The 23,281-nt window shown below is 72.8% G+C and carries 22 protein-coding genes; 15 read left to right on the top strand and 7 right to left on the bottom strand.

Annotated elements, in window-relative coordinates:
- Window positions 1-38 precede the first annotated feature (38 nt).
- The 6 genes from ABUW04_RS17750 to ABUW04_RS17725 are packed head-to-tail and all read right to left on the bottom strand — an operon-like array spanning window position 39 to window position 6,631.
- Complete coding sequence (locus tag ABUW04_RS17750; RefSeq protein WP_030257046.1) at window positions 39-629, bottom strand: GAF domain-containing protein; 591 nt, start codon at window positions 627-629, stop codon at window positions 39-41.
- A 13-nt stretch (window positions 630-642) separates the two neighbouring features.
- Window positions 643-1,497 carry a S8 family peptidase gene (locus ABUW04_RS17745; RefSeq protein ID WP_380565667.1) on the bottom strand — a complete coding sequence of 285 codons (855 nt, stop codon included), beginning with the start codon at window positions 1,495-1,497 and terminating at the stop codon, window positions 643-645.
- The gene (locus tag ABUW04_RS17740) at window positions 1,494-4,598 is read right to left on the bottom strand and encodes an adenylate/guanylate cyclase domain-containing protein (RefSeq protein WP_380565666.1); all 3,105 of its coding nucleotides are present in this window, start codon (window positions 4,596-4,598) and stop codon (window positions 1,494-1,496) included. Before ABUW04_RS17740 ends, ABUW04_RS17745 begins: the two co-directional genes overlap by 4 nt.
- A gap of 46 nt (window positions 4,599-4,644) precedes the next feature.
- Window positions 4,645-4,842, bottom strand: coding sequence for an aroma-sacti cluster domain-containing protein (locus tag ABUW04_RS17735; RefSeq protein WP_030257053.1), 198 nt, complete (start codon window positions 4,840-4,842; stop codon window positions 4,645-4,647).
- A complete protein-coding gene (locus ABUW04_RS17730; protein WP_380565665.1) occupies window positions 4,839-5,558 on the bottom strand; it encodes an iron-containing redox enzyme family protein in 720 nt (239 codons plus the stop codon). Before ABUW04_RS17730 ends, ABUW04_RS17735 begins: the two co-directional genes overlap by 4 nt.
- Window positions 5,558-6,631 carry a radical SAM protein gene (locus ABUW04_RS17725; RefSeq protein WP_380565664.1) on the bottom strand — a complete coding sequence of 358 codons (1,074 nt, stop codon included), beginning with the start codon at window positions 6,629-6,631 and terminating at the stop codon, window positions 5,558-5,560. Before ABUW04_RS17725 ends, ABUW04_RS17730 begins: the two co-directional genes overlap by 1 nt.
- A gap of 274 nt (window positions 6,632-6,905) precedes the next feature.
- Here ABUW04_RS17725 and ABUW04_RS17720 point away from each other — a divergent pair, with 274 nt between their 5' ends.
- Window positions 6,906-7,052, top strand: a complete 147-nt coding sequence (locus ABUW04_RS17720; RefSeq protein ID WP_157623845.1) for a hypothetical protein — start codon at window positions 6,906-6,908, stop codon at window positions 7,050-7,052.
- A gap of 98 nt (window positions 7,053-7,150) precedes the next feature.
- Here the strand turns inward: ABUW04_RS17720 and ABUW04_RS17715 are convergent, their stop codons facing one another.
- On the bottom strand, window positions 7,151-8,500 hold the full coding sequence (locus ABUW04_RS17715; protein ID WP_380565663.1) for an MFS transporter: 1,350 nt from the start codon (window positions 8,498-8,500) through the stop codon (window positions 7,151-7,153).
- A gap of 271 nt (window positions 8,501-8,771) precedes the next feature.
- Between ABUW04_RS17715 and ABUW04_RS17710 the strand changes: the two genes are divergently transcribed.
- The 14 genes from ABUW04_RS17710 to ABUW04_RS17645 all read left to right on the top strand — a co-directional run bounded on the left by ABUW04_RS17710 (window position 8,772) and on the right by ABUW04_RS17645 (window position 23,128).
- On the top strand, window positions 8,772-9,086 hold the full coding sequence (locus tag ABUW04_RS17710; protein ID WP_030257062.1) for a hypothetical protein: 315 nt from the start codon (window positions 8,772-8,774) through the stop codon (window positions 9,084-9,086).
- Between the two features lie 35 nt (window positions 9,087-9,121).
- Window positions 9,122-9,280 (top strand): hypothetical protein, encoded by a 159-nt coding sequence (locus ABUW04_RS17705; RefSeq protein WP_157623846.1) that lies wholly within the window; start codon window positions 9,122-9,124, stop codon window positions 9,278-9,280.
- A gap of 44 nt (window positions 9,281-9,324) precedes the next feature.
- Window positions 9,325-9,480 carry a hypothetical protein gene (locus ABUW04_RS17700; RefSeq protein WP_157623847.1) on the top strand — a complete coding sequence of 52 codons (156 nt, stop codon included), beginning with the start codon at window positions 9,325-9,327 and terminating at the stop codon, window positions 9,478-9,480.
- Window positions 9,481-9,510: 30 nt separating this feature from the next.
- Complete coding sequence (locus tag ABUW04_RS17695; RefSeq protein ID WP_380565662.1) at window positions 9,511-9,696, top strand: hypothetical protein; 186 nt, start codon at window positions 9,511-9,513, stop codon at window positions 9,694-9,696.
- 128 nt (window positions 9,697-9,824) lie between these two features.
- The gene (locus ABUW04_RS17690) at window positions 9,825-10,982 is read left to right on the top strand and encodes a radical SAM protein (protein ID WP_380565661.1); all 1,158 of its coding nucleotides are present in this window, start codon (window positions 9,825-9,827) and stop codon (window positions 10,980-10,982) included.
- Entirely contained in the window at window positions 10,979-12,142 is a 1,164-nt protein-coding gene (locus ABUW04_RS17685; RefSeq protein WP_380565660.1) for a glycosyltransferase, read from the top strand. Before ABUW04_RS17690 ends, ABUW04_RS17685 begins: the two co-directional genes overlap by 4 nt.
- Before the next feature lie 52 nt (window positions 12,143-12,194).
- Window positions 12,195-12,998 (top strand): class I SAM-dependent DNA methyltransferase, encoded by an 804-nt coding sequence (locus ABUW04_RS17680; protein ID WP_380565659.1) that lies wholly within the window; start codon window positions 12,195-12,197, stop codon window positions 12,996-12,998.
- 17 nt (window positions 12,999-13,015) lie between these two features.
- A complete protein-coding gene (locus ABUW04_RS17675) occupies window positions 13,016-14,284 on the top strand; it encodes an MFS transporter (RefSeq protein WP_380565658.1) in 1,269 nt (422 codons plus the stop codon).
- Between the two features lie 28 nt (window positions 14,285-14,312).
- Window positions 14,313-16,829, top strand: coding sequence for a class III lanthionine synthetase LanKC (gene lanKC, locus ABUW04_RS17670; RefSeq protein WP_380565657.1), 2,517 nt, complete (start codon window positions 14,313-14,315; stop codon window positions 16,827-16,829).
- A gap of 146 nt (window positions 16,830-16,975) precedes the next feature.
- A complete protein-coding gene (locus tag ABUW04_RS17665; protein ID WP_157623849.1) occupies window positions 16,976-17,122 on the top strand; it encodes a hypothetical protein in 147 nt (48 codons plus the stop codon).
- A 9-nt stretch (window positions 17,123-17,131) separates the two neighbouring features.
- Window positions 17,132-18,394 (top strand): MFS transporter, encoded by a 1,263-nt coding sequence (locus ABUW04_RS17660; RefSeq protein ID WP_051725577.1) that lies wholly within the window; start codon window positions 17,132-17,134, stop codon window positions 18,392-18,394.
- 22 nt (window positions 18,395-18,416) lie between these two features.
- The gene (gene lanKC, locus ABUW04_RS17655) at window positions 18,417-20,966 is read left to right on the top strand and encodes a class III lanthionine synthetase LanKC (protein ID WP_380565656.1); all 2,550 of its coding nucleotides are present in this window, start codon (window positions 18,417-18,419) and stop codon (window positions 20,964-20,966) included.
- Between the two features lie 110 nt (window positions 20,967-21,076).
- Window positions 21,077-22,927, top strand: a complete 1,851-nt coding sequence (locus tag ABUW04_RS17650) for a BTAD domain-containing putative transcriptional regulator (RefSeq protein WP_051725578.1) — start codon at window positions 21,077-21,079, stop codon at window positions 22,925-22,927.
- Window positions 22,928-22,996: 69 nt separating this feature from the next.
- Window positions 22,997-23,128 carry a hypothetical protein gene (locus ABUW04_RS17645; protein WP_269665014.1) on the top strand — a complete coding sequence of 44 codons (132 nt, stop codon included), beginning with the start codon at window positions 22,997-22,999 and terminating at the stop codon, window positions 23,126-23,128.
- Window positions 23,129-23,281 lie beyond the last annotated feature (153 nt).

Genomic DNA, 23,281 nt, shown 5'->3' with positions numbered 1-23,281 from the left:
CTACTGAATCCCGCGTCCGGGAGCGCGGAGGCGCGTCCTCACAGGGCCATCAGACGCTCCAGTTCGCGGATCAGCTGCGCTGCCGCCGCCCGCTGCTGCGGCGGCATGCCCGGGGCGGCCTCGGCGGCGCCGGACCTGTCGGCGGTGACGATGCGCAGGGCGATCGCGGCCTGACGGGCGAACAGCGAGAGCAGGTCGAGCTCCGGCAGCCCCGACCGCGCCTGGGCGGAGGGGTCGAGGATCTCCAGGACGCCCAGCACCTGGCCGTCGTGGATCAGCGGGGCCGCCATCAGGGCGTCCGGCACGTACTGGGTGGACTGGGCCAGCGAGCGGTCGAAGGCGGCGTTGTCGGTGAGGTCGTCGACCACGATCGACTCACCGGAGACCGCCACCCAGCCGGCGATGCCCTGGCCGGCCGGGAAGCGCCGGCCGACCAGGAACTCCTCGCCCTGGCCGGAGACCGCCCGGAAGACCAGCTCGCCGCTCTCCTCGTCGAGCAGGAACACGGAACTGGCCAGGGCGCCGAAGATGGCGCGGGCCACGTCGACGATCGACTGGAGCAGCTCCAGTGCGACCGGGTCGGCGGGATCGGCCACCGGGAGTGTGGTGGGTTCGATGTCGGAGGGCACGGTGACAACCTCTCTACTGGTGCTGCGGACCGTGGCCCGCGGCCATCGGTCGGCCGGCGGCGGGACGCGGGGAGCGGACGTTGGCCGCGGAGAGGTAGAGCGCGCTCTTCAGCTGAAAGGGCGTCATCCGCGGTCGCTCGGAGAGAATCCGGGCGCAGAGCCCGGCGATGAAGGGGGTGGCGAAGCTGTTTCCGCTGGTGCGGATGGTCCGGCCGCCCAGCCAGGCCACCTCGACGTTCTGGCCGGGGGCGAAGAACTCCACCGGCGGGCTGGGGTTGTAGAGGTGCAGGTCGAGGTCGTCCTCCTGGTGGCTGCCCACCGAGACCACCGACGCGAACCGCCAGGGGAAGCTCTCCACCGGGGTGTTGTGGGCCGAGGCGACGATCACCGTGCCGTTGAAGTACGCCTCGTCGGCCAGTGCGTGCAGCTCCTCGACGAAGCGCATCCGCGTGGTGGACAGGCTCAGGTTCACCACGTCGTAGCGCTGCCGGACCGCCCAGCGCAGCCCTTCGAGCAGCACCTCGCCGGTGCCGGAGAAGCGTTCGCCGAGGACCCGGACGCTGTGCAGCTCGCAGTGCGGCGCGACCCTCCGGACGATGCCGGCGCAGGCCGTGCCGTGACCGCAGGAGTCGCCGGTGTCGGTCGGCGCCACCCGGATCCCGGCGTCGTCCTTCTCGACCACCCAGGAGGAGTCCACCCGCCCGACCACGGGGTGGTCCCGGTCGACGCCGGAGTCCACCACGCAGACCCGCACCCCTCGGCCGCCGGCCCCGGGCACCGCTGCGTGGTCGAGCAGCACCGGGATGTCCTCCGGGCTCCGGCCGCGCAGGCTCCAGGTGAGGCCGGTCTGTGGCGTGGCCGTGCTCATCGTCGCTCGCTTCCCTCGGAGGCGGCCCGGATCAGCCGGGCCACCCATCGCATACCGGGGCGGTGGCCCTTGGCGGCGAACGCCGAACGGGCCAGGGCCGCTGCCGATGCCGCCTCCGCGGCGTCACCGAGCAGCAGGTGGGTGTGGGCCCGGTCGAGCAGGGCAGAACCCCGCAGGACCGGGGAGTCGGTGCGGTCCGCGGCGCGCACGGCGCGGCCGGCGGCCTCCAGGGCCGGGACGCGATCGCCCCGGGCGGCTGCGATCCGGCCCTGCAGACCGTCGTGTTCGACCGCGTCCCCGCGCGGCCGTCCCGGGCCCGAGCCGACCTGCTCCAGGGCCTCCGCCGCGGCGGACCAGCGGCCGGAGTCCGCCAGGATCCTGGCGGACTCCAGGGCGATGTTGCCCAGCAGCGAGGTCGCCCCCAGCCGGCGGGCGACCACCCGGGCGGCGTCGAGCATGTCCAGGGCCCGGTCGGGGCGGTCCGCGAGCACCTCCACCGCCGCCGCGAAGAGCGGGAGGAACACCTGGGCCTCCGCGTAGCCCAGTTCGTCGGCCAACCGGCCCGCCTCGGCCAGGCTCTCCCGGGCCGCGTCCGGTTCCCCGTGCAGCGCGAGCAGGACCGCGAGCGGGCAGTTCAGGGTCACCCGGACGGTGCGCCGTTCGCGCCCCTGCTCGGCCAGCAGGGTCCGGCACTGGGCGACCGCGGAGGGCACCGGTTCCGGTCCCCGCCACAGCGAGATGCCCATCGCACCGAGGGCCGCGGCCCGCTCCGGCTCGCCGTCGGCGCGGACCGCGTGGGCCAGCGCCCGGGTCAGCAAGCCCTCGGCCTCCCCGTGGCGGCCCTGTGCCTGGCGGGCCTGGGCGAGCCGCAGGCACGCGCGGGCCTGCCCGAGCTGGTCCCCGGCGGCCTCGAAGACCGGCAACGCGGCCTGCGCCGCGTCCGCGGGGGACTCCCCGTCAGCGTCCACCATCGCCAGGGACAGCCGGGCGTGGGCGGTCTCGGCCGGGTCGGCAGAACCGGCCAGCACGCTCCGGAGCAGGGCACGGCCCTCGTCGGTGCGGCCCAGGGCCAGTCTGACCTCGCCCAGCCTGCGGGTGGCGGCCGTCGTCCCGGGCTCGTCCGGCCGGCCCAGGGCCACCGCGCGGGCCAGCAGGTCGGCCGCCCAGGGCAGGTCGGACCGGGCGCGGGCCTGGTCCCCCGCCCGTCCCAGCGCTTCGGCCGCCCGGACCCTCAGGTCCTCGGTCGCGGCATCGAGCATGCCGAGTTCGCTGCGGTAGCCGTGGGCGCGCTCCAGGTGGCCGCCCACCGCCGCCGGCCCGGCGACCCGGACCGAGGGCAGGGCGGCAGCCTTCTCGTGCCCCTCGGCCCGGGCCCGCTTGGACATGCAGGCGTAGGTGACCTCCTGGACCAGGCCACTGCTGAAGCGGAACGTGACCTGGCCGGGGCGGCTGCGCCGGTCCGGCTCCACCAGTCGGCTCCGGCTGAGCCGCAGCAGGGCGTCGCGCACGCCGTCCGCCATCCGTGCCGGATCCGTGCCGCAGAGTCCGGCCAGTTCGCCGGGCACGAACTCCCGCCCGATGACCGAGGCCAGGTTCAGCGCCGTGCGCTCGCCGGGTTCGAGGGCGTCGATCCGTGCCCCGAGCACGGCCTGGAGGCTCAGCGGCAGTCCGTCCGGCGCTCCGGCCGCGGCCGCCAGCAGCTGCTCCAGGTGCAGCGGATTCCCTCCGGCCCGCTCCAGCAGCCGGAGCGGCCCGGACTCCAGGTGGGCGCTGACGTCGGCCAGCTCGGCGGCCAGCAGTGACGCGTCGTCGTCCGACAGGCCGGACAGCAGCAGCGACCTGGACGGAGTGCCCGGCTGCTCCCGCCGCGGGGTCGACGGCTCGGGACGGGACAGGCACACCAGCAGCACGGCGGTCCGGCCGAGTTCGGTGACCAGCCGGTCGAGCAGGTCCAGCAGCAGCGGTCCGGCCCAGTGGAAGTCGTCGACCACCAGCACCACCGGACGCCGGGCGGCCAGCACGGCCAGGATCCGGACCAGCGCCGCGCAGGTCTCCTCCACCGAGGGGTTCGGGGTGCCGTCCAGCAGCAGTCCGACGGACAGCACCCGCAGTGCCTCGGTCACGTCCGGCTGCTCACCGGGCCCGAGCGGGTCACCCGGACCACCGGCCGCGAGCAGCGCGGTCACCGCGTCGGCCAGCGGCTGCAGGCTGCCCCGCTCGCCGTAGGGCCGGCAGCGCCCGGTGCCGTGCAGGACCGGCCGGGCGGTCTGCTGCAGCCACTCCCTGAGCAGCCGGGTCTTGCCCTGGCCGGCCTCGCCGTGGACCAGTACCCGCTGGACGCCCCTGCCCCGCCCGGCCTCCGCCAGGGCCTGGTCCAGCGCGGCCAGTTCGCGGCGCCGGCCGACGAAGCGGACGTCGAAGCGGCGCAGCAGCTCCGGGTCGTCCTCGCCGAGACCCAGCAGCCGGTACGCGGCCACCGGGTCGGTCTTCCCCTTCAGCAGCAGCGGTCCGACCGGCTCGGCGCGCACCGCGGCCCCCACCGACAGCAGGGTGTCGGGGCCGATCAGGATCTGGCCGGCGGCGGCGTTCTGCTCCAGTCGGGCGGCGACGTTGACGGTCTCGCCGGAGACCAGTGCCTGCCGGGCGGACGCGTCCGAACCGGCCACCACCTGACCGGTGTTGACGCCGATCCGGACGTTCAGCCGGACTCCCAGGGTGAGTTGCAGCTCGGCGTTGAGGGTGGCCAGGGCGTCGAGCATGTCCAGGGCTGCGGCGAGGGCGCGCCGGGCGTCGTCCTCGTGCACGGTCGGCACCCCGAACACGGCCATCACCGCGTCCCCGATGAACTTCTCCACGGTGCCGCCGTGCGCCTCGATCTGACGTCCCATCAATTCGAAGTAGCGCAAGGTGACGGTGCGCAGGGTCTCCGGGTCGAGGGTGCCGGACAGTGCGGTGGAGCCCACCAGGTCGCAGAACAGCACGGTGACCATCTTCCGGCCCTCCGTCGCCGCGGCCGCCGGGGCCGGTGCGCACGGTGTTCCGCAGGAGGGGCAGAAGCGGGCGTCCGGCGGCAGCGCGAGTCGGCAGGAGGAGCAGGGCATGGCTGGCGTCCTCGTTCCTTCGTCTCGTGGTGGGTGCTGCTCCGGCTCAGAAGAGCGCGCCGCCGGCGATGTCGCTGTGCGCCTGCACCTCGGGCCCGACCCGGTCGAGCTGACCCTTGAGGTCGATCAGGACGGTGAGTTCCTGCGGGGTGAGGGCGCTCAGGACGCCCCGTTGTTCGTCATTGAGCGCGTCCAGGGCGAAGCCGGCTGTCTCCAGGCGCGCGAGCGGGGTGTGGTCGTTCATCGGGTACCTCCGGGATGGGCGGCGAGTTGGTGGAACAGGCGGGCGACGCCGTCGGCCGTGCGCAGGGCGCTGACGGCCACCGCTGCTTCCTGGGCCGGCGTCAGGGGGAGGGCGTCGAGCAGGGCGTCCAGGGCGGCGGTGTGCCCGGTATCGAGTTCGGCGTGATCGCGCAGGGTGCGGAAGGCCTGGCCGGGCAGACCGGTCCGGTCGGCCAGCCGGTCGGCCAACCAGGGCGCCGGGGCGTTGCCTTCGAGGACCAGGACGTAGCCGAGCAGCGTGACCGGGTGGTGGTGCTCGACCCAGTAGTACTGTGCGCCGGCCAGCTCGGCGACGACCGGATCGGGCAGCCGGCTCAGCGCCGCGGCCGGATCGGCGCCGGCCGCCGTCAGGTCGGCGAGCAGCCAGTCGTCGTGGCCGCGCTCCTCGGCGGCGTGCTGCTCGAAGTACCGCCGCAGCGGCAGCGCCAGCCCGTCACCGGGTGGCAGTTCGGCGCAGCGCAGGGCGGCCCGCTCCAGCAGCGGTACCGAGGACCGGATCAGCGCGTGCATGGCGTACAGGTACTCGACATAGCGCGAGCGCAGGCCGCTGGGCCGCCACAGCGCGGTGGTGGCGGCGCGCATGGCCGGTCCGGCCAGGTCGAGCTTGATGCGCAGCGCGACGGAGGCGGGCGGCGCGGGAGAGGCGGTCGGCGCGGAGGAGGCGGTCGGCGCGGTCATCAATGCCCCCCGGCGCCGGAGAGCGCCACCAGATCGGCGTACCGCGCCACGCCGTGACGCTGCATCAGCTGGACCGGACCGGCTGCCGACTGCCTCCGTGCGGCCTCCCGGTCCAGCAGCTCGCCGACCGGTCCGGAGCCCTGGCCCACGGCTCCCGCGATCACCTCGGGGTGCTCGGACAGGCTCCGGCATCCGGCGCAGTATCCGCCGGCGCAGGGCGCCGCGGCATACCGGTCGTACAGATGCGCGGGTCCGACGGCGCGGACCATCCGCAGCACCGGCGAGGACAGCGAGCGGCGGCGCACGGTCCCCCAGCCGTCCTCGGCGATGTGCCCCAGCAGCAGGTGCGCGGGCGCCGGCCTGCGGTCCACGGTCTGCTGGTTGCAGCAGGCCAGCACCGCGCCGTCGAAGGCGACCACCGGCCAGGCCGCCATCGCGCAGGGGAGCACGCCGCCTCCGTCCGGGCGGTGCGTGCTGGCGGCGGCCCAGGCAGCCGCCCTGCCCACCGGGCGGACCTCGTTGACCAGCATCGGCACCCGGTCGGCGAACTCCCGCCTGATCGCGGCGGTCAGGTCCGCGAGATAGGGGTCGTCCGGCCCGGTGCCGGCGAGATGGAAGCTGACCGCGGTCCCCGAGTCGAGTACCTGCCGAACCGCCCGGAAGACGTCGGCGCGCTCCACCTCCCGCTCGTGGAAGGCGTCCAGGCTCGCCGAGAAGTGGTCGACCGAGCTGATCGCCGCCATGATCCGCGGCGGTACCGGGCCGCCCTTGGCGAAGAACATCCCGCTCAGCAGCGCGCTGCGGGCGCCGGCCGCCCGGATCCGGGTGGCGATTTGCTGCACCAGGGCGGGCAGCAGCAGCGGCTCCCCGCCCGTGAGCATCACCACCTCCGGCCGCTCCGCCGCGGTGAACGAGCCCACGAACTCCAGCAGTTGACCGGCGTTGGGCTCCTCGCCGGCCATCGTGGACGAGGTCGAGCAGTGCGCGCAGCTGAGCGGGCAGCGGCGGGTGAGGGTGAGCAGGAGACCGGCGCAGGGGACGGGCCGCAATCCGATGAACTCGGCCAGCTCCATGGCTCCCCCAGTGGTTCAGTGATCGTGCCGCTGAGCGGCGACTGCGACGTCCCCAGTGTCGGGGGGCCGCGTATGGTTTCGGTTTGCTGAAAGCTTGCGGGTGGTATGCCCCTCCCCCGGTCGGGAGTCAGCGGCAGGCGTCCGCAGCGGACATGCTGCCGATCTACCGATTGCGAACCGGTTGTCGACCGGTACCGAACCCGGGCCGTCGAGACTGTTCCCGATCTGGACGACACGGTTCCAGCATGTCCGCCTCCTCCCATGGGAGTAATCCATGCCCGAGAAGCTCCTCGACACCGAGGTCATCTGCGGCGTCCTCCACCAGGACACCGCCAACTCCGACGACGCCCCCGCCGACATCGCCGAGCTGCACAAGGCCGCTTCCATCTGGTGCGCCGTCTACATCCCGCCCTCGATCTAGGCTCCGCAACCGACCCTGACACGGGTGAGGGCCTTCTGGGTCGGTGGGGATGGTGACATCCGCACCGGCGCTCAGAAGGCCCTCTGTCGATAAGCCCCCTAGACGGAGACCGGGTCCGGTTCGGCTTCCGCTTCGGCGCCGGTCCCGGTTCGACCGCTCCCGTGGGGCAGGGCGAGGAACGCGTATCCGGCCGCGAGCACGATCAGCAGACCGGACACGGAGAAGACGGTGTCGACCGGTCCGACGTGCAGTCCGCCGAGATCCGCGTGGAAGTCCTGGAGCAGCGTGCTGGCCAGCCATCCGGCGGCGATGACCGAGAACGTCGAGGCGAGCTGGTTCACCGGGTTGAAGACGGCCATCGTCCGTCCCAGGTACTCCTGCGGTGTGGCCTGCAGCAGCAGCGGACCCAGCGCGGTGTTCACCATGGCGACCGGGATCGAGCACGCCGTGAGCAGGACGAGACCGCTCCAGAAGTGTGTCTGCCGGGAGTAGCCGACGAACAGCATCCCGGTGAGGAGCAGCGCGAGCCAGATGGTGGCACGGGCGCCGAGCCGCTGGACGACACGTCCGGACCACAGTGATCCGGCGATGGCACCGACCCCGAAGGCCGTCGACATGAACCCGAAGAGGTTCGGCGCGGTGCGCAGGTTCTCGGTGACGAAGAAGACGTCCAGCGCGTTCATGGCACCGGTGCCGCACTGGACGATCACGGCGACGGTCAGCAGGGCGACGAGGATGCGGTTCCCGGCGAAGAAGCGCAGACCCTCGACGAACTCCCGCCCCAGGCTCCTGCGTTCGGGCCCGGCCGGCTCCGTCCGCGCCAGTTCCGAGATATCCGTGCGCATCGAGCGGATCACCAGGTAGGAGAACAGATACGAAGCGGCGTTGATCAGCAGGGCCCACTGCAGGCCGAAGACGAAGAGCAGCGGTGCCCCGAGCGGCGGTCCGATGATCGCCGCGGTCGCCATGGTCGCCTGCCCGATGCCGGCCGCCCTGGTCCGGTCCACCTCCCCGGTGATGATCTCGCTGAGGATCGCGAAGCGGGCCGGACCGAAGAACTGGCCGGTGGCCTCGACCGCGAAGACGACCGTGTACACCAGGCCGAGCCACCCGTAGGCCGGCAGGGCGCTCACCGGCAGGAAGGCGACGATCGCCAGCGCGCCCACGAGGACCGCACGGATCACCTCCGAGCGCAGCATCGTCCGGTACCGGTCCCAGCGGTCCACGAAGACACCGGCGACCGGGCCGACCAGCAGCACGGCTGCTCCCATGGAGAGCATGACTCCGCTCACTGCGGCCGGCGCCCATACCTTGTCCTTGGCGAGGACCGTGGCGATCCACAGCACCAGGGTCGTGTCGAAGACGTAGTTGCCGACGGTCGAAACCGCCTGACCGCACCACAGCCGGGCGTATTCGCGGTTGATGAGCCTTGTGCTTGTTCGCTGCATGATCCAGAGTCCTCGCGCGTATTCAACCGGAGTGCGGCGACGCTAGGGCGGCGGAGTTCGGTAGCGGTCCACAGCCGGCATGGAAACGGTATGCCGATCCCCGGCCGCACCGCCGCTGGGTGCCGTCCCGCCTCAACAGCCGCCCTGGGCTGCGGATTTACCGGTTACGAAGCACTTGTCGACCGGTACCGAACCCCGGCGGTCGAGACTGCTCCCGTATCAGCGAAGGGTGTCTCTCCAGGACGTCCGAACCCAACCATTGGAGCAACCCATGTCCGAGAAGTTCAAGGGCAACCAGGTCATCTGCGGCGTCTTCGACAAGGAGCTCAACAACTCCGACGACGTCATCGCCCACACCGCCGAGAAGTTCACCGGCACCGAGGTCATCTGCGGCGTCTTCGACAAGGACCTCGCCAACTCCGACGACGTCATCGCCCACAGCTCCGAGAAGTTCACCGGCACCGAGGTCATCTGCGGCGTCTTCGACAAGGACCTCGCCAACTCGGACGAGGTCGTCGCCCACAGCTCGGAGAAGTTCACCGGCTCCGAGTACATCTGCGACCTCTACACCAAGGACCTGTTCTGATCGTCCGCCCCGCCCCCTCACCGCTGGAGGAACACATGCCCGTCCTGACTGACATGTTCGAGGACACCGAGGTCATCTGCGGCGTCGTCGACAGGGAGCTCGACAACTCCGACGACCTGCCGGCCTACGGCGTGGAGCTGCACGAGACCGCCGCCACCTGTATGTGCACCATCTACGACCCCACCCTGACCTGACCGACACGTTCGAGCCGGTCGGACTCCTGCCACTGGAGGAACACATGTCCTACCTGTCCGAGAAGTTCGAGGCCACTGAGGTCATCTGCGGCGTCTTCGACAAGGACCTCGCCAACTCCGACGACGTCCTCGCCCACACCGCCGAGATCCACGAGTCCGCCGACCTGGTGTGCAGCGTCTACACCCAGGACCTGGACTGACCGCTCGTCCCCGAACTGCTGGAGGAACACGTGTCTGTCCCGACCGAGAAGGACGATGTCCTCGCCCACGGCGCCGAGGCGTTCGAGGCCACCGAGGTGATCTGCGGCGTCTTCGACAAGGACCTCGCCGACTCCGACGACGTCCTCGCCCACACCGCCGAGCTGCATGAGGCCCCCACCTACGGGTGCCCCCTCTATGTCTCGGACCTGGCCTAGCCGTTCGCCTCCCGCAGTCCGCGGTCGGCCCCGAGGCGTTCACCCGCTCCGGGTCCGACCGCGCCCCCGCGTTCCCGCGTCCCCCGGAGACTTCCCATCCGCCCCGTCACAGGAAGTACAGGCCAACCGTGAAGATCATCGAAGGCAAGTCCGGCGTCTGGCACATGGGCCCGGGCGGGACCCTGCTCCTCCCGAAGCGCTTCTACGAGGACGGACAGCTGACCGCCGAGGGGGCCTGCGAGCTGGAGCGCGCGGACATCGCGCAACGTGGGCCGACGGACCGCTACAACCTGACCGTGGTCACCTCCACCGCCTGCAACCTGGGCTGCCCCTACTGCTTCCAGAACACCGACGCGGCCGCGCCCGGGCGGTTCGACCCGCCCCGGATCGACAAGCAGGTGCTCGACGGACCCACCATCGACCGCATCGTCGACTTCACCCGGCCGCGGATGGAGCAGGCCGGGGCCACCCGGCTGTTCGTCCTGCTGTTCGGCGGCGAGCCGCTGCTCAATCCCTGGGCCTGCCGTGAACTCCTGGTCCGGCTGCGAGCGCTGGGCCCGGTGACGGCCTCGATGGTGACCAACGGAGTGCTGCTGACGGCCCGTAAGGCCAAGCGGCTGGAGTCGGCCGGCCTGCGCTCCGTGCAGATCACCCTGGACGGCCCCAGGGAACTGCACGACGGACTGCGCGCGACCCGGTCCGGCCGGGGCACCTTCGACGCCATCCTGGACAACCTGGCCGCCGTCCAGGAGGCCACCGCGCTGCGGCTCACGCTGCGTCTCAACACCACGTCCGAGGGCCTGCCGCGGCTGGAGGACCTGATCCGCGACCTGTCCGGCCGACTGGACCCGACCCGCTGCAGTCTGGACGTCGCCCCGGTGCTCAACTACGCGGGCATGTTCGACAACGTCCTGGACCGTTCCGGCGGCGAGGTCGAGACCATCCTGCGGGCGTACGCGGCCGCGCTGGAGAGCGGCTTCGAGGTCGGCTGGCCCGGCGGCGGCGAGTGCGGCTTCTGCGGGGAGCAGGACGGTGTCTCCGGCGCCGTCATCAACGCCGACGGAACGCTCTACAGCTGCTGGGAGACCATCGGGAAGCCCGACTACGAGGTCGGCACCATCGACGACGGCTACAGCGACTACCCGCAGGAGCGCTGGGTCAGCTGCGGCGAGTTCTCCAAGAAGACGGCGACCGAGGCGGCCTCGAAGGCCTTCGACGACGCGCTCTCGGTGGGCCTGCTGGAAATGCTGCGCCAACGCCGCCGGGCCCTGGAGTCGGCGAGTTGAGGGCGCTGCTCTGCCCGTTGACCAGCCCGGGCTACCTCTACCCGGCCACGGCCCTGGCCCTGGAGCTGCACCGGCGCGGCCACGAGGTCACCCTGCTCTCCGCGGCCGGTGCCGCGACCGCCGCGCGGGCCGACGGCCTGGACGTCCACGACGTTGACGCCCTGCCGGAGCCCGGCGCCTTCGAGGTGAGCCGGTGGTTCCGGAGCAGCGCGGCGCAGTACCGGGCGGTGCTGGAGCTCGCCCGGGCCCGACGGCCCGACGTGCTGGTCACCTCGGTCCTGTGCCCGGGAGCCCTGTTGGCCGCCGAGACGCTGGACCTCCCCGTGGTGGTCCTCGGCCTGACCTGCCACCTCTGGACCTTCGACGCCCCGCACACGGCCGACGGGGCCGACGGAGCCGACGACGCCGATCGCGGCTGGCGGCTCGAACAGAGCCTGGCAATGCTGGACACCGCCCGCCAGGAGGTCGGCCTCCCCGCCCGCGCTCCGGCCGCCGGAATGCTCCCGCTGCTCGGCCAGGCCTTCCTGCTCCGTGGCCACCCCGACCTGGAGCCGCAGGGAGCCCTGCTCCCCGAACAGGTACGCCACGTCGGCCCGCTGTGGTGGGAGCCGCCGGCCGACCCCGGGCGACTGGAACAGGCCGAGGAGTTCCTCGCCCGCTCGGACCGGCCGCTGGCCTATGTGCACCTGGGCCGGACCTTCGGCGGCACGACCCTGTGGCCGTGGATCGACGCGGCCTTCACCGGCACCGGTCACCGGGCCGTGGTCGAACTCGGGCGCACCGAGGAACACCGGTCCGCCCCCGGGGCCGACGTGCTGACGGTCCGTCTGCCGTGGATGTCCGCCCTGCTCGACCGGGCCGACCTGGTCGTCGCCAACGGGACCAGCGCCCCGGTCCTCGGGGCGCTGCTGCACGACCGCCCGCTGCTGCTCCGCCCCAACGGGGGCGAGCAGCGGGTCATCGCCGCCGCCGCGCTGCGCGCCGGCGTCGCCGCCGAACTGCCCGTCTCCGCCGCGGACCTGGCGCACCCGGCCGGTCCGGTCGGCGAGACGCTGGCCGACCCGGTGCTCCGGTCCCGGGTCCGCCGGCTGGGTGAGGCGCTGCGGCAGACCAAGAGCGCGGCGCTGGCCGCCCAGGCCGTCGAGGAAGCCTGCCGCTGAACCGCTGATCCGTCCCGTCCCCGCTGCAACCGACCGCCCGACAGGAGTCCCCGTGACCACGCTCTCCACCGACCACGCGGCCGTCGCCTACGACGCCACCGCCCCGTTCTACGACGCGCTCACCCAGCAGGACGACTACACGGTCTTCGGCGACCTGCTGGAGCAGCTGATCAAGCAGGCCCGACCGCCCGGCGACCGGCTGTTGGACGCCGGCTGCGGCACCGGACGCAGCACCATCGCCTTCGCCAAGCGCGGCTTCCACCCCACCGGGACGGACATCAGCCCGGCCATGATCGAGATCGCCCGGTCCACCCACGCGGACTCCGGGATCGACTTCCACGTGCACGACATCCGGCTGCCCTTCCCGCACGGCGGCCCGTACGACGTCGTGCTGTGCATGAGCGACATCGCCAACTACCTGGCCGACCCGGAGCACCTGGCCGAGGCCCTGGCCAGTCTCGGCTCGGTGATGAACCCGGGCGGCGTCCTGGTCTTCGACGCCAACACCCGGCGCGGGTACCGGCTGATGCACGAGCCGCACGTCTTCGAGTCGGAGGGCCTGCATGTCACCCTCCAGGGCCGGTTCCTGCCGGAGGAGGGCGACCCGGAGCGCTTCAAGCTGGTCATGAACGCCTTCCGGCAGTCCCCCGAGGACCCGGAGTCCTGGACCCGCGAGAGCATCGACCACCTCCAGCGGCACCACACGGTCGAGGAGTTCACCGCGTTCCTGGACGCGGCCGGCCTCGACCTGGTGGCGGCGCACGGGCTGGAGCGCAACGGCAGCCTCGCCGACTCGGTCGACGAGGACGTCCACACCAAGGGGCTGTACGTCGCAGTACGCCGCTCCGACAGCTGACCGGGCCGGGGGCAGCCGTGATCAGCAGGAGCTTCACCCTGATCTGGGTGAGCCAGGCGCTGTCCGACATGGCGAGCGAGATGACCTCGCTCGCCCTGCCGCTCGCCGTGCTGGCGGCCACCCGGTCGCCCGTGGACGCGGCCATGGTCGCCACCGCCGTGGGGATCGCCCAGCTGATCGCCAAGCTGCCCAGCGGGCTCGTCGCCGACACCGTCAACCGCAAGACGCTGCTGCTGCTGTGCGACGCCGGACGGGCCGTGATCGCGCTGCTGCTCGCCCTCGCCCTGGCCACAGGGCAGCTGACCACCATCGTGGCGGTGGCGGCCGCGGCGGCCACGGCGGTGGTCTCCACCCTCTTCTCCGCCGGGGAGACCGGGGTGATCCGCCAGGCGGTGCCGGTCGCGCAGCGGCGCCAGGCGATCACCCGCACCATCGTCCGCACCAACATCGCCATCGCGGTCGGCCCGCCGTTGGGCGGCCTGCTGCTCACCCTGGGCGCACCGATCGCGTTCCTGGTGGACAGCGCCTCCTACCTGCTGTCGCTGCTGCTGCTGTCCCGCGTCGTCTACCAGCACCTCCCGCGTCCCGCCGAGTCGGTCGCGGGAGGCGGCGGGGCCGGCGCGCTGCGGCACACCACCGGCGAGCTCACCCGCGGCTTCGAGTGGGTGTTCAAGCAGCGCCCGCTGCTGTTCCTGGTGGCCTTCGTCGCCTACCTCAACCTGCTCGGTCGTTCCGTCGAACTGCTCGCCGCCATCGGCGCCTCGGACCTGGGGCGGCATCCGGTGTCGGCCGGCTGGGTGCTGACCGCGGCCGGCTGCGGCGGCATCGCCGGGGGCGTCTGCACCGGATGGATCCTGCGCCGGTTCCGACCGGTGACGGTGCTCGGCGGGATCGGCGCCGTGTGGCTGGTGCTGACACCGCTGACGGGGCTGGGACACACCCTGCTCACCGTGGCGGCCGTGGGCGTCATCGTGTTCTTCCTGCCGCCGATCGGCTCGCTGGTGTCGCTCCAGGTCGGCCTGGACGCACCGGCCCACCTGCTCGGCCGGATCTCGGCCGCGGTGGCACTGCTGGCCGGCAGCATCGCCTGGGCCGGGCCCGGCATCACCGGTTTCCTGATCGCCGGTCAGGGCGGGCTCACCGCCGCGATCGTGCTGGTCGCCCCGCTGCTGCTGCCACTGGGCGCGCTCTGCGCGAGCCCCCGGCTGCGCACCGCCGTCAACTCCGTCCGGTCCGGCGACGATCCGGCCGAGGTCCCCGAGCTGGCGGCCAGCTCGCAGAACTGAACCGCGACCGAACCGAAGGAGGAGCACTGTGCCGGACCTCGGCCCGACCCTGCTCTACTGCGCCGCCGACACCCGCTACTACGAGCCGTCGGAGCGGCTCCAGGACGAGGCGACCCGCTATCCGCTGACCGTCGCGGAGGTCCCGGCCGGCTGGCGGCGCTCGCTGCAGGGGCTCTGGACCGTGCTGCGCCCGGACCGGGCAGGGGCGGCGGAGACGGCGGAACAGGGCTGGAAGATCCACCTCGCGGCGGTCCCCGAGCTGGCTGAGCACATCCTCGACACCGCTGCCGCGGTCTGCCTCGCCCGGGGCGTCCCGTTCAAGTTCCTCCGCAGCTCCACCGCTCTGCGGCTGGTCTCGCGGAAGTACCTGCCGCGCACCGCCAGCGGGAAGTTCGTGACCGTCTACCCCTCCGACGACCTGCAGTTCACCGAGGTACTTGCGGAGCTGGTCGCGGCCCTGGACGGCCTCCCCGGGCCGGACATCCTCGGCGACCTGCGGGTCGGCCGGGGCCCGGTCCACGTCCGCTACGGGGCCTTCGTCCGGAAGACCTGCCCGGGCCCGGGCGGCAGCACGGTCCTCGCCATGAGCACCCCCTCCGGCGAGCTGGTGCCGGACGTCCGTGGCTCCACGTTCCGGCTCCCCGACTGGGTACCGCTGCCGCCGGTGCTGCAGCCGCACCTGGACGCGCGCCAGGCCCGACTGCAGACGACCAGGGACGGCGACTTCCCCTACCAGGTGCTGCGGACCCTGCACATCAGCAACGCCGGCGGGGTCTACCTGGCCCGGCACCGGACCACCGAGGCCGTGGTGGTGCTGCGCGAGGCCAGACCGTACAGCGGCCTGGACCGGGACGGCACCGAGGCGATCGAGCGGTTGCACCGGGAGTACCGGACGCTGGCCCGGCTGCAGGGCCTCGGTTGCGTCCCCGAGGTGTACGGGATCGCCACGGTCAGGGACCACCACTTCCTGATCGAGGAGTACCTGGAGGGCGAGCGGCTGGACGACGCGGTACGGGCGCGCGGTCCGCAGCCCGGCCGGGACTGCTCCGAACAGGCCCTGGACGCCTACGCGCGCTGGGTGCAGACCATCGTCGACGGCCTGGCGGCGGCCCTGGACTCGGTCCACAGCCGTGGCCTGTGCTTCCGCGACCTGCACCCGGGCAATGTGCTGCTGCGCCCGGACGGGACGGTGGCGCTGGTGGACTTCGAGTACGCCGTCCCGCTCACCGAGGAGGACCTGCCACGCGTGGGGGCCGGCGGCTTCGCCGCGCCGCCGGGCGGCACCGGCCTCCAGGCCGACCAGTACGGCCTGTGGGCGACCTGGCTGTGGCTGCTGTTGCCGCTGAACCCGATGGTGGACCACGACCCGGCCAAGGCCGAGCAGTTGGAGGCCGCCGCCAGGGAGCGGTTCCGGCTCCCGCCGGGAGCGGGTCCGCGCCGGCCGCCGGCACCCGGCGGGACCGAGCCGCCGCGACCGCCGGAGGACCTCTTCGTCGGCGGCGCGTCCGACTGGCCGTCCGTCAGGGACCGGCTGGTCGCCGGGATCCACGCCACCGCGACCCCCGAGCGCGAGGACCGGCTCTTCGCCGCCGAGTGGGCCGTCTTCGGCGCCGGCGGGCACACCCTCGACCACGGCGCGGCGGGCGTCCTGCTGGCGCTGCACCGGGCGGGCGTCCCGGTCCCGGCCGAGTACACCGACTGGCTGCTCGCCTCGGGCCGCCGGGCCGGCCCGGCGCAGTCGCAGGGCCTCTACCAGGGCCTGCACGGGACGGCAGCGGTGCTGGACGAGCTCGGCTGCCCGGGCGGGCGGGACGAACTGCTCGCCCGGACCTGCTCGGCCGACCGCCCGACCTTCGCCGGGCTGGCCCGCGGACAGGCCGGAGTCGCGCTGAACCTGGCCCGTCTGGCCCTGCGCACCGGCGACGGCGGTCTGCTCGCCGAGGCCGAGCAGGCCGCCGATCGGCTGGAGGCGCTGCTGGGCGAGGGTCCCGGTCCCCGGCTGCTGCTGCCCGCCGCCGCCGGACTGCTCCACGGCCTGAGCGGCTCGGCCCTGCTCCAGCTGAGGCTGTACCGGATCACCGGGGAGCAGCGACGGCTCACGGCGGCCCGGGCCGCCCTGGCCTGGGAGCTGGAGCACTGCGCCGGCCCCCGGCTGCCCTACCTGGACGGCGGCGGCGGGGTGGCGCTGGTGGCCCGGGAGTACCTGGAACACCGCGACGATCCCGAGCTCTCCGCCTTCCTGGCGACCGTCCGCGGCTGCTGCGCGGACGACGTCCCGCTCGAACCCGGGCTCTTCGGCGGGCGGGCCGGGCAGATCGCCGTGCTGGCCCGACTCGGCGGAACGGACGCCGAGGACCAGGTGCTGACCTCGGTTCGCCGGCTCGCCTGGCACGCGGTCCCCGACCAGCAGGGGCTGTTCTTCCCCGGGGCCGGACTGCGCCGCCTCTCCGCCGACCTCGCCACCGGCGCGGCCGGCATCCTGCTCGCCCTGCACACGGTCTTCGAGGCCAAGGGCGACCTGCTGGCGGTGCTCCCCACCGGCTGACCGGCACCGGCGGGGCAGCCACCGGGGCGGCCAAGCCGTTTCCATACCGGCGCTTGACCGCCGCCGAACCCCCGCCGGTTAGCGTCCCCCTGCCGAACCGGTACTCACGGTCCGCTCCACTCCCGCCACGAAGCAAGGGGATCACCATGGCTGAGAACATCGAGCCCGTCACCGCCGAGACCGAGGTCCAGGGCTCCGTCCTGGACCTGCAGGGTCTCGGCAAGGACATGGACAAGTCCGAGATGTCCTGCATCAGTTTCGTCAGCTCCTTCGACATGTCCACCAGGAAGTAACCGCCCGCCATGGGTCCGCGGGACGGAGTGGGCCTGAGCGGCATCCGGGACTTCCGGCTGCTCTGGATCAGCGGACTGCTGGCCTCCCTGGGTTCGCAGATGTCCGCGATCGCGCTGCCCCTCCTGGTCCTGCACCGGACCGGCTCCCCGGTGGAGGCCGGGGCGGTGGGCAGTGTCTCGATCGGTGCCGTGCTGATCGCCATGCTGCCCGGAGGCGCCCTGGCCGACACCGTCGAGCGGCGGCGGCTGATGCGGATCTGCGACCTGGGAAGCACGCTCGTCGTCGGGACACTGGCGGTCTGCGTCTTCCTGGGCCGCACCCCGATGCTCCTGGTACTGCCGGTGGCGGCCGTCGGGGCCGTGATGAACACCGTGTACGGGCCGGCCGCCCTCGGCCTGCTGCGCGCGATGGTGCCCGCCGAACTGCTCGGCCGCGCGACCTCCCGCCTGCAGGCCAGGGGCGCCGCCACCCGCCTGGTCGGCCCGATCGGCGGAGGAGCCCTCTACGCGCTGCACCCGGCGCTCCCGTTCGCCGCCGAGGCTGTCGGCCTGCTGCTGTCCACCGGCTGCCTCACCCTGGTCCGTACCCGCTCGGCACCGAACCGGGGGACGCGTTCCGCCTTCTCCCGAAAGGAGTTCGCGGCCGGCGTCGGCTTCATCCTGGGCCGGCCGTACCTGCGCACCGTGCTGCTGGTCTTCGGGCTGGGGCTGAACGCGGCGTTCAGCGCCATGATGTTCGTGGCGCTGGCCACGGCCTCCCACGGCGGCAGTTCCGGGATCGGGGGCGGCACCATCGTCTCGCTCATCGCCGTCGGCTCACTGACCGGATCGCTGCTGGCCGGGAAGGTGCCGGCGGAGCTGCGCCCCGGAACCATGATCGCTGCCACCTGTTGGGCCTGTACCGGGACCGCTCTGCTGCTGCCGATCAGTCAGAGTCCTCTGTATGTAGGCGCGTTGTGTTCCCTCACCATCGCCACCGCGTCCATGGGGAGCGTCGGCTTCGCGACCTCCGTCCTGGTGGCCACCCCGGAACACCTGGTCGGGCGGGTGCAGAGCGCCGCCGGCTTCGTCTCCTCGCTGATCCAGCCGCTCGGCCCGCTTGCGGGCGGTGCACTGCTCACCGTCTGGGGAGCGGACACGGCGTACCTCGTGCTGGGAGGGGTGTTCCTGGTGTGCGCCGCGCTGGTGTCGTGGGCCCCGTCCGTCCGCAGCGAACCCGCACCGGTCACGACCGAACGGGCTCCGGCCCACCGTGAACCCGTGAACCCGTGAACCCCTGACCGAGGAGAGACTCGTGGCCGACCCCCGCGAAGCGCTGGTCTACGGCACCGCCGACCCCCTGTACTTCGAGACGCCCGGCCGGCTGGCTGATGAGGCCACCTGCTTCGCACTGGCGACGGGAGAAGTCCCGGCAGGCTGGCGCCGGTCGGTGAAGGGACTCTGGGCCAACCTGACCCCGGACCACGCCCCGTCCGTCGAGCAGGGCTGGAAGATCCACCTCTCCGCCACACCGCACACGGCCGACGCGACCCTGCAGCGCGCGGCCGCCCTCTGCACGGCCCGGGGAGTCCCGTTCAAGTTCCTGCGCAGCAGTCAGGCACTGCTGCTGATGGGGAACAAGAACATGCCGCGGGGCAGCAGCGGGAAGTTCGTCACCGTGTATCCGGCGGGCGAGGCCGAACTGGAGCAGGTGCTGGGTGAACTGGTCGCCGCTCTGGACGGGCTGCCGGGCCCGTACATCCTCAGTGACCTGCGCATCGGCCGCGGACCCGTGCACGTGCGCTACGGAGCGTTCATCGCTCTGCAGTGTCCGGACGAGAACGGCATCCCCGTGCCCGCGCTGCGCGACCCGTCCGGGAGACTCGTCCCCGACGTCCGGGCACCGGTCTTCCACCTGCCCGAGTGGGTACCGCTGCCGCCCGTCCTGGAACCGCACGCCGCCGCCCGGCGGGAGGCTCGCGACGACAGCTTCCCCTACCTGGTCCGCGAGCCCCTGCACTTCTCCAACGCGGGCGGCATCTACCGAGCCGAGCACAGCACCACCGGACAGCAGGTCGTCCTGCGCGAGGCACGGCCGTTCAGCGGCCTCGACGGCGCCCGCGCCGACGCGGTGGAACGGCTGCACAACGAGTACCGCGCACTCATGACTCTCCAGGGACTGGACTGCGTACCCCGCCTGTACGGGATGCGCACCGTCTGGGAGCACCACTTCCTGATCGAGGAGTACATCGAAGGGCCGACGCTCCTGGAGTCGGTGATCGGCCGGATGCCGCTCCCCGGCCGGGACACCTCCGAAGCGGCCTTCCGCGCGTACGCGGGCTGGGTGGCGACCGTGACGGACAGCCTGGCGGCGGCTCTGGACGCATTCCACGCCCGCGGTGTCTGCTTCCGGGACGTGCACCCCCGCAACATCATCGTGCGCCCCGACGACTCGGTGGTACTGGTGGACTTCGAGTACGCCACTGACCTCGACGCACGCGACCTCGCACGGGTCGGCGCCGCCGGCTTCACCGCCCCGGCCGGGGCGACGGGGGTCGAGGCCGACCAGTACGGCCTCTGGGCGACCTGGCTGTTCATGCTGACAATGCTGACCGAGATGATCGACCTCGATCCGGGCAAGGCCGCACTCCTCGAGGCGACGGCCCGGGAACGCTTCCGGCTGCCCGCCACCGAGGGCCCGCGCAGGCCGGTGATCAGCGGCTCCGCGGCGGCCCTCGGCGCGACCGGCGCGCCCGAGGACCTCTTCGACCGGATGCCCTTCGACTGGCCCGCGGTGCGCGACCAGCTGGTCGCGGGCATCCACGCCCGGGCGACCCCGGATCGCACCGACCGGTTGTTCCCGGCCCACTGGTCGGTGTTTGACACCGGCGGCCACACCCTCGCGCACGGCGCGGCGGGCGTGCTGCTGGCACTGCACCGGGCGGGCGCGGCGGTCCCGACGGAGTACGTCGACTGGCTGGCGGACTCGGCTCTGCGCGCCCGCCCCCAGCAGGGCTACGGACTGTACGACGGACTGCACGGCACCGCCGCGGTGCTCGACGAACTCGGCCGCCACGAAGAGGCCCTGGACGTGCTCGCACGGGCCCGGACCGTCGGCGACCCGCTGCGCGCGGGCCTGCACGGCGGACAGGCCGGCGTCGCACTCAACCTCTGCCACTTCGCCCACCGCACCGGCGACGCGACCCTGCTCGACGAAGCCGTGCGCACCGCGGAGCGACTGGACACCCTGGTGCGCACGGGGGCCCGGGACGGCCTGCGGCTGCCGGCCACGGCCGGGCTGCTGGAGGGCCTGAGCGGTGCGGCGCTGCTCCAGCTGCGGCTGCACCGCATCACCGGGGAGCAGCGGTACTTGACGGCCGCCCGAACCGCCTTGCACTGGGACCTCGGACACTGCGTCACCCTGCCCGACGGCACGGTCTGGGCGAAGTACGGCCACCGCCACCTCCCCTACCTCGACACGGGCAGCGCCGGAATCGCGCTGGTGGCCCGGGAGTACCTGGCCCACGCCGACGACCCCGCGCTGAGCGCGTTTACGGCCTGCGCCCCTGCGGTCTGCACCTCCGAACTCGTCCGCGAGCCGGGCCTGTTCGGAGGGCGGGCCGGACTCATCGCGGTCCTGGGCCTGCTCGGCGACCCCGATCAGGACGACCGGGTGCTCGCACCGATCCGCAGGCTCTCCTGGCACGCGGTGCGGAGGCAGGACGGCCTGGTCTTCCCCGGCGCCGGCCTGACCCGGCTCTCGACGGATCTCGCCACCGGCTCGGCGGGGGTCCTGCTCGCCCTGCACACCGCCTTGGAGGGCAAGGGTCGTCTGGACGCCCTGCTCCCGGTCGGCACCGGCTGAGGTACCACGGGGTGTAGGGATTCCCCCGATGCTAGGGGCCACCGCCTTGGGCAGAGTTGCTCCCAGCGATGGCCCATCGGCTTCCTCCCGGAACAGCGAAAGGCACTGCGGTGACTGACCTGTCGGATCCCGAACACTGTCCGGGGACCCTTCGCTTCTCCGTCCTGGGCCCGCTGTCCGTCGAGGCCGACGGACGCCCGCTCGAACTCGGGCCGCTCAAGCAACGGCTGGTCCTGGCCATGCTGCTGTGCTGTCCCGGCACGGTGGTCTCGGTCGACATGCTGACCATGGCGGTGTGGTCCGACGAACCTCCGCGGACCGCGCGCAAGAACCTGCAGGTTTACGTATCCGCACTGCGCAGGACGCTGGCCGAGTCCGGCACCGGGGCCGAGGGCCGGCTGCTCCGCAGGTCCGGCGGCTACCTGCTGCGTCCCGCCGAGGCGGAGCTGGACTCGTTGCGGTTCGACCGGCTGGTCCGCGCCGGCCGTGCGGCGGCCTCGGCGGGCGACTTCCCGCGTGCCGCCCATCTCATGGGGCAGGCAAGGCAGTTGTGGACCGGTCCCCCGCTGATGGAGCTGGCCTGCTCGGAGCCGGTCCGGGAGGCGGCGGAGCGCATCACGGCCCGGTACCTGGCGGTCAGCGAGGACTGGGCCGAGGCCGCGCTGGCGGCGGGTCAGGTCGCCGACGTCGCCGAGGCCACCGGTGACCTGGTGGAGGCGCACCCGCTTCGGGAACGCCTGCGCGCCGCGCACATGACGGCCCTGCACCGTTCGGGGCGCCGGGCCGAGGCACTGGCCGCGTACGACGAACTGCGCCAGCACCTCTCGCGCGAGCTGGGCCTCTCGCCGAGCCCGGCGCTGGAGTCCGTGTACCGCTCGATCCTCGCCGACGAGGTCGGCTACTTCACCGGACCGGCGTCCGCCGGTGCGGGCGGACAGCGCCGCGCACCGGTGGTACTGCCGCCCGACGTCCGGGACTTCACCGGACGCGAGAGTCAGCTGCGGGAGCTGACGGAGCGGGCCACCGATGGCAATACGGTCAGTGTCGTCGTCGGACCGGCAGGCGTGGGAAAGACCGCGCTCGCCGCGCGGGTGGCGCACCGACTGGAGCGTGAGTTCCCCGACGGTCGGATCTGGGTACGGCTCCGCGCGGACGACGGGACGCCCCGCTCGCTCGCCTCGCTGACCGCGGAACTGCTGCAGTACGCGGGCCTGGCGGCGACGCCCGGCAGTCCGGAGCAGGCCGCCGCAGTCTGGCGGACCTGGCTGGCGGACCGGAAGGTGCTGCTGGTGCTCGACGACGCGCCCGACGAGGCAGCCGTCCGGCAGCTGACGCCGGGTTCCGGACCGAGCGCGGTGCTCGTCACCGCTCGGAGCCGACTCGCCGGGCTCGCCTCGGTGCACCGGATCGAGGTGCAGCCGTACTCCCCTGCCGAAGCCCTGGAACTGCTGGGCCGGATCATCGGACCGGAACGGGCGAACCGCGACGTCGCGGCCGCCGAGCGCATCGTCACGGCCTGCGGGCTGTTACCCCTGGCGGTCAGGGTGGCCGGCCTCAAGCTCGCCGTGCTGCGGCATCTGACGCTCGGTGAGTACGCGTCGCGGCTCGCCGATCCCCGGTCCGTGCTCGACGAGTTGGCGGTCGGCGACAACGACGTGCGCTCACGCGTCGCCGACGAGTGGCGGCAGCTCGGCGAGCCGGCCCGGTCCGCTCTGCTGCAGCTGGCGGCCGCGCCGTTGGCGCGGGCGTTCACCGCGCCGGAGGCCGCGACGGCCCTGGGCTGCGACCCCGTCCGCGCGCAGCGTCAGCTGGAGTCGCTGATCGAGCGCGGGGCGGTCGTCTCACCGGAGGCCGAGGTGACGGCGCACGCCACGCTGTACTCGGTGCCGCACTTCACACATCTGTACGCAAACAGCGTTTCCATACCGGCAGTTGACCACTGCCGAACTTTCACCGGCTAGCTTCTCCCTCAGCAGGACCGGCCGTTTCCGTGTCCTGCCCACGACCTTCCCAAGACCGAGGAGATCACCATGGCTGAGACCGTCAAGCCCACCATCGGCTCCATCCTGGACCTGCAGATGCTCGAGAAGGACGTCAACGACGAGAGCACCTCGCAGACCTGGACCTGCGTCAGCTACGCCAGCAAGATGGACGAGCGGTAGATCTCCGCTCTCTTCGTCGAGCCGACGTGTCGGTGCGGGCGGCCCCATCCACAGCGGTGGGGCCGCCCGCATCTTGGTGCCAGCAGCCGGAATTGGGCACCAGGCCGGCCCTGGTGCCCAAATCCGGCGATTCACGCGGTGAGCACATTGCTG

Origin of the sequence: Streptacidiphilus jeojiensis (assembly GCF_042510965.1) — a bacterium.
GTDB classification, from domain to species: Bacteria; Actinomycetota; Actinomycetes; order Streptomycetales; family Streptomycetaceae; genus Streptacidiphilus; species Streptacidiphilus jeojiensis.
This window is presented reverse-complemented; position numbering and strand designations above follow the sequence as displayed.